The 8,938-nt window shown below is 69.9% G+C and carries 14 protein-coding genes; 10 read left to right on the top strand and 4 right to left on the bottom strand.

Features of this window, described 5'->3' with window-relative positions; all coding sequences use genetic code 11:
- The first annotated feature begins 28 nt into the window (after positions 1-28).
- From VM306_RS30630 to VM306_RS30645, 4 genes are read left to right on the top strand one after another with little or no spacing between them, the layout of a single operon-like run.
- Positions 29-763, top strand: coding sequence for a phosphotransferase (locus VM306_RS30630; protein ID WP_325521231.1), 735 nt, complete (start codon positions 29-31; stop codon positions 761-763).
- 26 nt (positions 764-789) lie between these two features.
- A complete protein-coding gene (locus tag VM306_RS30635) occupies positions 790-942 on the top strand; it encodes a hypothetical protein (RefSeq protein ID WP_325521232.1) in 153 nt (50 codons plus the stop codon).
- A gap of 16 nt (positions 943-958) precedes the next feature.
- Positions 959-1,129, top strand: a complete 171-nt coding sequence (locus VM306_RS30640) for a hypothetical protein (protein ID WP_325521233.1) — start codon at positions 959-961, stop codon at positions 1,127-1,129.
- A 22-nt stretch (positions 1,130-1,151) separates the two neighbouring features.
- Positions 1,152-2,147: a YdcF family protein gene (locus VM306_RS30645; protein ID WP_325521234.1), complete on the top strand. Its 996-nt coding sequence runs from the start codon at positions 1,152-1,154 to the stop codon at positions 2,145-2,147.
- Here VM306_RS30645 and VM306_RS30650 read toward each other — a convergent pair.
- The gene (locus VM306_RS30650) at positions 2,140-2,826 is read right to left on the bottom strand and encodes a glycosyltransferase family 2 protein (RefSeq protein ID WP_325521235.1); all 687 of its coding nucleotides are present in this window, start codon (positions 2,824-2,826) and stop codon (positions 2,140-2,142) included. The two genes, VM306_RS30645 and VM306_RS30650, sit on opposite strands and share 8 nt — an antisense overlap.
- A 76-nt stretch (positions 2,827-2,902) precedes the next feature.
- On the opposite strand from VM306_RS30650, the gene VM306_RS30655 reads away from it, so the two are divergent.
- Entirely contained in the window at positions 2,903-3,355 is a 453-nt protein-coding gene (locus VM306_RS30655; protein WP_325521236.1) for a DUF4396 domain-containing protein, read from the top strand.
- A gap of 73 nt (positions 3,356-3,428) precedes the next feature.
- On the opposite strand, the gene VM306_RS30660 is transcribed toward VM306_RS30655, so the two are convergent.
- Positions 3,429-4,250, bottom strand: a complete 822-nt coding sequence (locus VM306_RS30660; protein ID WP_325521237.1) for a hypothetical protein — start codon at positions 4,248-4,250, stop codon at positions 3,429-3,431.
- Positions 4,251-4,292: 42 nt separating this feature from the next.
- The gene (locus VM306_RS30665; RefSeq protein WP_325521238.1) at positions 4,293-4,772 is read right to left on the bottom strand and encodes a hypothetical protein; all 480 of its coding nucleotides are present in this window, start codon (positions 4,770-4,772) and stop codon (positions 4,293-4,295) included.
- Between the two features lie 127 nt (positions 4,773-4,899).
- Between VM306_RS30665 and VM306_RS30670 the strand changes: the two genes are divergently transcribed.
- From VM306_RS30670 to VM306_RS30690, 5 genes are all read left to right on the top strand, one after another.
- A complete protein-coding gene (locus VM306_RS30670; protein WP_414672470.1) occupies positions 4,900-5,334 on the top strand; it encodes a helix-turn-helix transcriptional regulator in 435 nt (144 codons plus the stop codon).
- A gap of 10 nt (positions 5,335-5,344) precedes the next feature.
- The gene (locus tag VM306_RS30675) at positions 5,345-5,767 is read left to right on the top strand and encodes a VOC family protein (protein WP_325521239.1); all 423 of its coding nucleotides are present in this window, start codon (positions 5,345-5,347) and stop codon (positions 5,765-5,767) included.
- A 73-nt stretch (positions 5,768-5,840) separates the two neighbouring features.
- Entirely contained in the window at positions 5,841-7,097 is a 1,257-nt protein-coding gene (locus VM306_RS30680; RefSeq protein WP_325521240.1) for a sensor histidine kinase, read from the top strand.
- Complete coding sequence (locus VM306_RS30685; RefSeq protein WP_325521241.1) at positions 7,094-7,738, top strand: response regulator transcription factor; 645 nt, start codon at positions 7,094-7,096, stop codon at positions 7,736-7,738. Before VM306_RS30680 ends, VM306_RS30685 begins: the two co-directional genes overlap by 4 nt.
- A 118-nt stretch (positions 7,739-7,856) precedes the next feature.
- Positions 7,857-8,402, top strand: coding sequence for a hypothetical protein (locus tag VM306_RS30690; RefSeq protein ID WP_325521242.1), 546 nt, complete (start codon positions 7,857-7,859; stop codon positions 8,400-8,402).
- Here the strand turns inward: VM306_RS30690 and VM306_RS30695 are convergent.
- The coding region (locus tag VM306_RS30695; RefSeq protein WP_325521243.1) for an alpha/beta hydrolase at positions 8,352-8,938 on the bottom strand (587 nt) is incomplete at its 5' end. The two genes, VM306_RS30690 and VM306_RS30695, sit on opposite strands and share 51 nt — an antisense overlap.

Below are 8,938 nucleotides of genomic sequence, written 5' to 3' on the forward strand. Positions count from 1 at the left end.
AATTCTGCACTCGGGTGACACTGGGCGCGTGACGTACCTGGGTGAGGGCTGGGACAGCACGGCCGTCCTGGCCGGCGGGTGGGTGCGGCGGCGGCCGCGCCGTCCGGAGATCGGGCCGCAGCTCGTGCGGGAGACCGTCATCATGCCGTGGCTCGCGCCCCGGCTGCCGTTGCCCGTCCCGGTGCCGGAGGTGCTGTCGTCGTCTCCGGTCGTGGTCCGCCACCGGCTCGTGCCCGGCGAGCAGCCGCCGGAGCTGACCGCGGCGATGGGCAGGCAGCTGGGGGAGTTCCTGCTCGCCCTGCACGCGGCACCCGTCGAGGAGGCGGTCCGGCTGGGGGTCGGGCCGAGGACGTTGCCGGTCGAGCGCTTCCGGGCCGAGGTGCGCGTCCCGGGCGGAGAGGAGCTGCTCGCTCGGCTCGGCGGCCTGCCCGCGGACACGCTCGTCCACGGCGACCTCGGGCCCGAGCACGTTCTGGGGCGGGACGGCGTGCTGACCGGCGTGATCGACTTCGGCGACGTCCACATCGGAGACGCGGCGATCGACCTCGCCTGGGCGTTGAACTCCGCGCCACCGGAGTTCGCGGACGCCCTCGCCGAGACCTACGGCGTCACGGACGCGCTGCGGGAACGAGCGGTGATCTGGCACCAGCTCGGGCCGTGGCACGAGGTCCTGCACGGCAACGACGTCGGCGATCGGGATCTGACGAAGATTGGGCTGGCTGGAGTACAGAGCAGGTTACAAACCTGGGTACCCCGGACCTGACAAGCCCCACCCGTCAGGAGGACGAGATGCCCTGGGTCCGCAGGCACCGCCGCAGCGCGCCGTACAGCTTCTTCCGCACCACCACGGTCCGCAGTCACTACCGCAAGCCCGCGGGGTTCAAGTGGATCATCGTCGCCATCGCGATCGTTCTGATCGTGCTGCTCATCGCCCTGTTCTGAGGGTAACCTCGCGGGCATGGGACAGTTGGGTGAGTTGTTCCCGGGGCCGAAGGTCCGTCGCGAGGCGGCGGACGCCGGCACCGGTGAGGACTACGAGGAGACAGGTCCGCTCGACCTGACGACGGGCGCGGTGCGGTTGAGGCCGCGCCCGAAGCCCGTTCAGCCGGAGCCCGAGAACACGGAGTGATCTCCGGTATTACTCTTGCGCGGTGCTCGCCGCGTTGCTCTTCCTGATCCCCGCCGCCGCCTTCGTCCTCGGAATGGTGCGCGACCGGCGCCGGCTGAGCAACGCGATCTGGCTCGGCCTCGCCCTGGTGATGCTGGTGCTGCTGCTCGCCGACGCCGGGCAGGACAACCCGGTGCTGACCCTGCCGCTGGCGTTCGGGTTCCTGCTGGCCGTCGTGGGCCTGCTGCTGCTCCCGCTCGCCCTGCTGGCCAACGGCGTGGTGATGCTGCGCCGCGAAGGCCGCTCGCTGGGCAACCTGCTGTCGTTGCTCGCCGGTCTCGCCCTGCTGGGGGAGATGGTCTACTTCGGCTGGGGCATCGGTCAGCCGAACGACTGGATCCGCGGTAGCGCGATCGGCCTGTTCCTCGTCTCGGCCTACATCGCGTTCCTGTTCGTGAGCCTGCTGCTGTACTCGGTGATCTACGGCCGCACCGGCCGCCGCAGCGGGTTCGACGGCATCGTCGTGCTCGGCGCGGGTCTTGTCGGCTCACGCGTGCCCCAGCTGCTGGCGAACCGCCTCGACCGCGCGATGCGGCTCTACCACCGCGACCGCGAGGCCGGCCGGACGCCGGTGATCGTCGTGACGGGCGGGCAGGGCGCGGACGAGGAGGTGTCCGAGGCCTTCGCGATGCGCGAGTACCTCGTCGAGCGCGGCATCCCCGCGGACGAGATCGTGCTGGAGGACCAGGCCACCACGACGGAGGAGAACCTCCGCTACAGCAAGGCCTTGCTGGCCGAACGCGGCCACACCGGCCGGGTCGTCGCCGTCACGAACAACTACCACGTGTTCCGCACCGCCGTGCTCTCGCGCAACCAGGGCCTGCGGTTGCAGGTCATCGGCGCGCCCACGGCCTGGTACTTCGTGCCGAGCGCGTTCCTGCGGGAGTTCGTCGCGCTGCTCGTCCGCAACCCCGTCGTGCACGGCATGGCGTGCCTGCTGCTGATGGCGGGCGGACTGGGCCTCACCCAGATCAACTAGGTCCCGCCTCAGCGGATTCGGCGGGGAAGATCCACGAGGGCCTGCCCCACTTCGCGATGAACGTCTGGGCGTCCACTTCGGTCTGGGCGTTCAGCGCCGGGTTGCCGTACGTGGAAGCGTTGCTGTACAGGTGTTCCACGGTGACCCCGCCGACCCTGACCGTGCCGCCCAGCGCCTGCGCCCGCCACTCCAGGTCGTCGTCGCCGTACCACCAGCGGAACCGTTCGTCGGCGCGCAGCCCGGCCTGCCCGTCGAGGACGAACGCGTAGCCCGTCATCCGGTGCGGCTTGAGCACCGGCCCCTGCTCGGTGTTGTGCCAGTCCTCGTTGTCGCCGGACCTGTCCGGGTAGGCGATGGTGGCCAGGAAGCGGTCGAGCGCGCCGACCATCCTGTCCAGAAAGCCCTGCGGCAGCACCAGGTCGTCGTTCAGGACGGCCACCGCGTACTTCTCGCCCGCGGCCTGCTCGTGCGCCCAGTCGAGGCCGATGTTCCACAGCCGGTAGATGTTCGGCGGCTGCTCCTCGTCGCGGACCACGTGGGCCGGGACGTCCGCGACGGGCGGGGTGCTCGCGTTGTCGACCACCAGGACCCGCTCGGGCGGGAGACCGAGCGAGGTGAGGGTCTGCCGCAGCTCGGCCGGGCGGTCGTGGGTGGGGATGACCGCGAAGGTGAGCGTCATGATCGCCATCATGGCACCGGACTTGCCGTCCATACCCCCTGGGGGTATCTTCGGGTCGACCCCTGAGGAGGACGAGATGGACCACGCTCCCGTGAGCCTGACCAGGCAGGCGATCTCCGCGACGCTGCACTGCCTCACCGGCTGCGCGATCGGCGAGGTGCTCGGCATGGTCATCGGCACGGCGCTGGGCTGGGGCAACCTCGCCACCGTCGTGCTGGCCGTGGTGCTCGCGTTCGTGTTCGGCTACTCGCTGACGATCCGCCCGGTGCTGCGCTCGGGCCTCGCGTTCAAGGCGGCCCTCGGCGTCGCGCTGGCCGCGGACACCGTCTCCATCGCGGTGATGGAGGTCGTCGACAACGCCGTGATGCTGCTCGTGCCGGGCGCGATGGAGGCGGGACTCGCGAACTGGCTGTTCTGGGCGGCGCTGGCGTTCTCGCTGGCCGTCGCGTTCGTCGTGACGGTGCCGGTGAACCGCTGGATGATCGCGCGCGGCAAGGGCCACGCCGTCGTGCACCAGCACCACCACTGACGACCCGAGTGCCTGTTTCCGGGCTTGGGCGGGCGAGAGCCCCTGGTCGTGCCGGCACCGCTCGCCCGGCGAGCTACCGGCCGAAGACGTAGATGAGCGCCGCCGGCAACGTGAGCGCCCCCAGCCCGAACCCGATCGACGCGACGTACGGGATGGCGGTTCCCCAGGCGGTCAGCTCGACCTGGTGCTTCTCCGGGTTCTCCGGGTCGTAGACGATCTCGACTTTGCCGTCCCTGGACTTGACGCCGGGTTCGCTGCCGGTGTGGGACTGGCCGTCGGCTGTCGTGAAGCTGTACGAGTCGATGGTCATGTTGTCCCGGAAGTGGCCGCCGGTCCGTTCACCGATCACGGTGATGCCACGGCGTCGTCTGGCCAGCAGGGGTTTCCAGTGCCGGAGCCAGAGCACGACCGCGACCGGGGTGAAGATCGGCCAGACGACGAGGGACAACGCCAGCGGCCCGACCCCGTCCGGCGAGACGGAGCCGGCGAGGACGAGGACCGCCCCGGCGAACACCAGGTAGACCACGAGGGACACGGTGATCACGAGCGTCCGGTTCCACCGGGCCCGGGCCTTCGGGCGGCGCTCGGTGGAACCGGCCTCGCTGACCGGCTCGCGGTCCTCGACCGGTGCCAGCGCGGCAGCCACGGCGGCGGCGAACGCGTGCGCGGCGGCCGGGTTCGGTGCCGGTAGCACCGTGGTCGCGCCGCTGATGAGGACGACCCGCACGCTCCTGCCGGAGACCTCGAGGTGGTCGATCGCTGTCAACGGGGTGTGGTCGGCGTGGTGCCTGCGCTCCAGCACGATCTCGTCGACGACCAGCCGCGCCCTGCCGAGGCTCAGTTCCGTGACAGGCGGTACGGGAGCGTCACCCGAGGCCCGGTAGATGGTCGGCACGGCGAGGAGCGTAGCGGGGCGAGCCGGCGCGGGGGGCGAGGTTCAGGAGACCTCGCGGACTCCGTCCATCGCGGTCTGAGCGCGGGTGAAACGCATGATCCAGTTGATCTCCCAGGTCTCGCCGCCGTCGTAGGAGAACGCCTGCTGCCAGACGGGTGCCTCGCCGGCCGTCCAGTCGAACCGGAGCCTCACCTCGTGCCCGCCGACCACGTCGTCACCGAAGAACACGCCGTGCCCGCCGGTGAACCGGCCCTCGAGCGGCGGGTCGAGCTTGCCGGGGGCGCGGCTCGACGCCCACCAGATCCGCCAGACGTCGTCGGCGGGGTCGTACTGCCGCAGCGTCAGGCCCTCCCAGTCCGCGGTGCGGATGGTGTCGATGTTCGCCCCTCCGCCCAGCACCGGCCTGGCCTCGGCGTCGGCGCCGAACTCGACCCAGCCGGTGCCGCGTCCGGGGATGTCGTCGATCTTGCGGTTCGCCACGCGCCACCGGCCGTGCAGGAAGTCGAAGTCGTTCTCGCTCATGGACCGGACGCTAAACCGAGTCACTGACAACGGATGTCAGTGACTCGGAACGGGGTGCCCGCGGACGCCTGCCGGCTCCGGATCGCTTGTCAGCGACCTGTCAGGCGCTGGGCTTAGGCTGTCCGGTGTGACCGCCCAGGACCCGCGCCTGCAGGAGCTCGTCCTGCTCCGCAAGGTCAGAGACAGGATCGACCGCGAGTATCGGGAGCCGCTCGACGTAGCGGCCCTGGCCAGGGGCGTCCACCTGTCCGCGGGTCACCTGTCACGCGCCTTCCGCGCGGCCTTCGGCGAGTCGCCCTACAGCTACCTGATGACCCGCCGCATCGAACGAGCCATGACCCTGCTCCGCCGAGGCGACATGTCCGTCACCGACGTCTGCTTCGAAGTCGGCTGCACCTCGCTCGGCACCTTCAGCACCCGCTTCTCCGAACTGGTCGGCATGTCACCCAGCCGGTACAGGAAGGTCGCCGCCGAGGACGGGCAAGGCATCCCGAACTGCCTCGCCAAGGCCGTGATGCGTCCGATCAGGAATCGAGAAGCGACCACCACCCCCTCGGATTAGGTTCACCGACATGTCAGTCATCATCGCCGCGGCCTTCCTCCCCGCAGACGACCCCGAGAAGTCCCTCGGCTTCTTCCGTGACGCCCTGGGCTTCGAGGTCCGCCAGGACGTCGGCCAGGGCACCATGCGCTGGATCACCGTGGGCCCACCGGACCAGCCCGAAACGGGCATCGTCCTGCACCCCCCGGCCGCCGACCCCGGCGTGAGCGACGAGGAACGCCGCACGATCGCCGTCCTCATGGCCAAGGGGGTGTACACGGCTCTGTCGCTGGCTTCGAAGGATCTGCAGGGCACGTTCGACCGCGCGCGGGCCTGGGTCGAGTCCACCGGGGTGGGTGAGGTGCTGCAGGAGCCCGAGGACCAGCCCTGGGGAGTGCGGGACTGCTCGTTCCGCGACCCGGCCGGCAACCTCGTGCGCATCAACCAGCTCTGACTTTCGTGTTTTTGTGGATCACGGGTTTGTCTTGATCGAGAGTTGTCCACAGCCGGACAGGTACCGTGATCAGGTGCGAGAGCCCGTCTGGAACGAGTGGCGCCGACCCGGCCCGACGCCCGCGCAGCGCAAGCGCGACATCGGCATCGCGGTGCTCGTGCTGCTGTGCGCGGTCGAGAGCACCGTGCTGGTCAACAGCATGGGCGCCGTCCTCTACGACCCCGCTCCCGACCTGCGCGAGCAGCTCGCCTGGGTGCTCGCCCTGTCGGTGCCGCTGGTCGTGCGCCGCCGGTTCCCGATGGCCGTGATGCTCGTGGTGTCCGTGCTGTTCATCGTCGCGCAGTGGCAGCGGGTCGGCGACAACCTGGTGCCGTCGGCGATCCTGTTCCTCGCGATCTACACGGTGGGCGCGTGGGAGCAGAACCGCTTCGCCGCGCGGTGGTCGCGCATCGGCGTCATCGCCGGGATGTTCTTCTGGCTCGGGTTCGCGCTCGTGCGGGCGTTGATCGGTCCCGAGGTGAAGTTCAAGGGCGCCAACGGTCCGCTGGACCCGATGCTCGCGTCTGTCCTGTATGGACTGGAGTTCAACATCTTCTTCTTCGCCTTCGCCTACGTGGTGGGCGAGATGGCGTGGACGGCGGCTCGGCGGCAGGCGCAGCTCGAGTTCAAGGCTGAGGAACTGCGGCGCTCGCAGGAGCAGAACACCCGCGGCGCCATCGCGGCCGAACGCATGCGCATCGCGCGCGATCTGCATGACGTCGTGGCGCACCACGTGTCGGTGATGGGCATCCAGGCCGGTGCCGCACGCAGGGTTCTCGACTCCGACGCCGGGATGGCTCGCGACGCGTTGCAGACCGTGGAGCAGACCGCCCGCACCGCGATCAACGAGTTGCGCGGCCTGCTCGGCGTGCTGCGGGCCGATGCCGAGACCGACTCGAAGCCGGCTCCCGGCCTCGACGACCTGCCGGAGCTGCTCGACAACGCACGCGCCGCCGGGCTTGAGGTCTCGCACGGCGTCTACGGCTCCCCACGGGACGTGCCGTCTGCTGTTGCGTTGTCGGCGTATCGGGTCGTGCAGGAAGCACTCACGAACGTCGTCAAACACGCCGATGCGAGCCATGTCGACGTGCGGATGCGTTTCCTGGAAAGCGCTCTGGAAGTGGAAGTCGCCGACGACGGGCGTGGACACGCGGCGGCCACTGGTTCGGGGTTCGGGCTCGTCGGGATGCGTGAACGGCTGGCCGTGCACGGCGGTTCGCTGGAGGCAGGACCACGGCGTGACGCGGGCTATCTCGTCCGTGCGTCGCTGCCCACGGAGGAGAAGGCGTGAGTTTGCGAGTCGTGCTGGCCGACGACCAGGACCTGGTCCGCGCCGGCTTCCGGGTCATCCTCGGCACCGAGCCGGGCATCGAGGTCGTCGGCGAGGCGGGCGACGGCACCGAAGCCGTCGAGCTGGTCGCGTCGTTGCGACCGGACGTCGTGCTGATGGACGTGCAGATGCCGCGCATGGACGGTCTCGAAGCCACCCGCCGGATCCTGTCCGCGGGAGACGGCACCCGCGTCGTCATCCTCACGACGTTCGACCGCGAGGACTACCTGTTCGAGGCGTTGCAGGCGGGCGCGAGCGGGTTCCTGCTGAAGAACGCCTCACCCGAGGACCTCGTCGAGTCCGTGCGGGTGGTGGCGCGCGGCGACGCCCTGCTCTCGCCCGAGGTGACACGGCGTGTGATCGCGCGGTTCACCACCAAGCAGGAACGGACGAGGCCGCCCGAGCTCACCGACCGCGAGTTCGAAGTGCTGGTGGAACTGGCGAAAGGCGCGTCCAACGCGGAGATCGCCGCCACGCTGTTCCTGGGGGAGACCACGGTGAAGACACACGTCTCGCGTGTGCTGACGAAGCTCGGGTTGCGCGACCGCACGCACGCCGTGGTGTTCGCGTACGAGCAGGGGATCGTCACGCGCGGAGGTTGAGTCACGCGCTGAGACCTACGCAATCTGACGTACGCGAGATCAGAACGTGAGCGGATGATGCGCGCGCTCGTGGTCGCGAGAGTAAGACGCGACACCACGAGAGAAGGAGCGCACCGCGATGACTACCACCCGCAAGCTCGGCGGCCGTGCCCGCAAGGCGGTTCTGCTCGTGCACATCCTCACGGCGGCGGCGTGGCTCGGCATCGACCTCGGGCTGGGCATCCTGGTCGTGGTCGCGCTGTCCACTTCGGACGCCGGCACCGCTGGTGTGGCGATACAGGCGGTGGACATCTTCGCGATCTGGCCCATGTTCGGCGCCAGCATCGCCTGCATGATCTCCGGCGTCGTGCTCGGCGTCACCAGCAAGTACGGGCTCGTGAAGTACTGGTGGGTCGCGATCAAGCTGGTGGTGAACGTCGGCATGTCGCTGCTGATCGCGTTCGCGCTGCGGCCGGGCATGGCCGAGGCGGCGCGGATCGGCGAGCGGATGATGGCGGGCGACCCCACCGCGGTGCTCCCGGGCAACCTGATGGGCCCGGTCATCGTCGCCCCGGCGCTGCTGCTGTTCGCCTACTTCCTCTCGGTGTTCAAGCCGTGGGGCAGGACCCGCAGGTCAGCGCAGCCAGTCAAGCGCCAGCGCCGCGACCTCGTCGGGGCGGTCTAGCTGCAGGAAGTGCCCGGCGCCCGCCACGACCTCGACCCGCGAACCAGCGGCGAGAGCCGCGGCGGCGTCGGCGTACTTGTCGGGCGTGATGCACCCGTCGTCGGCGCCCGCGAGCACCAGCATCGGAACCTCCGCCGGCTGCTCGGACACCTTGCCGAGCCCCGCGAGCGCGGGATCGTGCAACGACCGGTCGAAGTTCGCCCGGTACAGCTTCAGCGCGTTGGCCCGGATCGCCGGATCCGCGTACATCGCCCTGACGTACTCCGGCACCTCGAGCCCCGGCGACCACGTGCGCCACAGGTAGTCGATCAGGGTGTCGTTGAGCAGCGCCTCACCCACACCCGGCACCTGGAACAGGAACAGGTAGAAGAACCGTTGCTGCTGCGCGGGATCGTCGAAGATCGTGCGCAACGCGGCGGGCGGCGGCACGGACGCCGTGATGACCTTGCGCACCAGATCCGGCCGGATCGCGGCGAGCCGCCCCGCGACACCGGCCCCGATGTCGTGCCCGATGACGTCGACCGGCTCGTCCGACA

Source organism: Lentzea sp., from assembly GCF_035525475.1.
GTDB lineage: Bacteria > Actinomycetota > Actinomycetes > Mycobacteriales > Pseudonocardiaceae > Lentzea.

Bases quoted from the DNA above. Each gene is read 5' to 3' on its own strand.
- VM306_RS30635 (WP_325521232.1), top strand. From the start codon at position 790: ATGCCCTGGGTCCGCAGGCACCGCCGCAGCGCGCCGTACAGCTTCTTC.
- VM306_RS30640 (WP_325521233.1), top strand. From the start codon at position 959: ATGGGACAGTTGGGTGAGTTGTTCCCGGGGCCGAAGGTCCGTCGCGAG.
- VM306_RS30650 (WP_325521235.1), bottom strand. From the start codon at position 2,826: ATGACGCTCACCTTCGCGGTCATCCCCACCCACGACCGCCCGGCCGAG.
- VM306_RS30655 (WP_325521236.1), top strand. From the start codon at position 2,903: ATGGACCACGCTCCCGTGAGCCTGACCAGGCAGGCGATCTCCGCGACG.
- VM306_RS30665 (WP_325521238.1), bottom strand. From the start codon at position 4,772: ATGAGCGAGAACGACTTCGACTTCCTGCACGGCCGGTGGCGCGTGGCG.
- VM306_RS30675 (WP_325521239.1), top strand. From the start codon at position 5,345: ATGTCAGTCATCATCGCCGCGGCCTTCCTCCCCGCAGACGACCCCGAG.
- VM306_RS30690 (WP_325521242.1), top strand. From the start codon at position 7,857: ATGACTACCACCCGCAAGCTCGGCGGCCGTGCCCGCAAGGCGGTTCTG.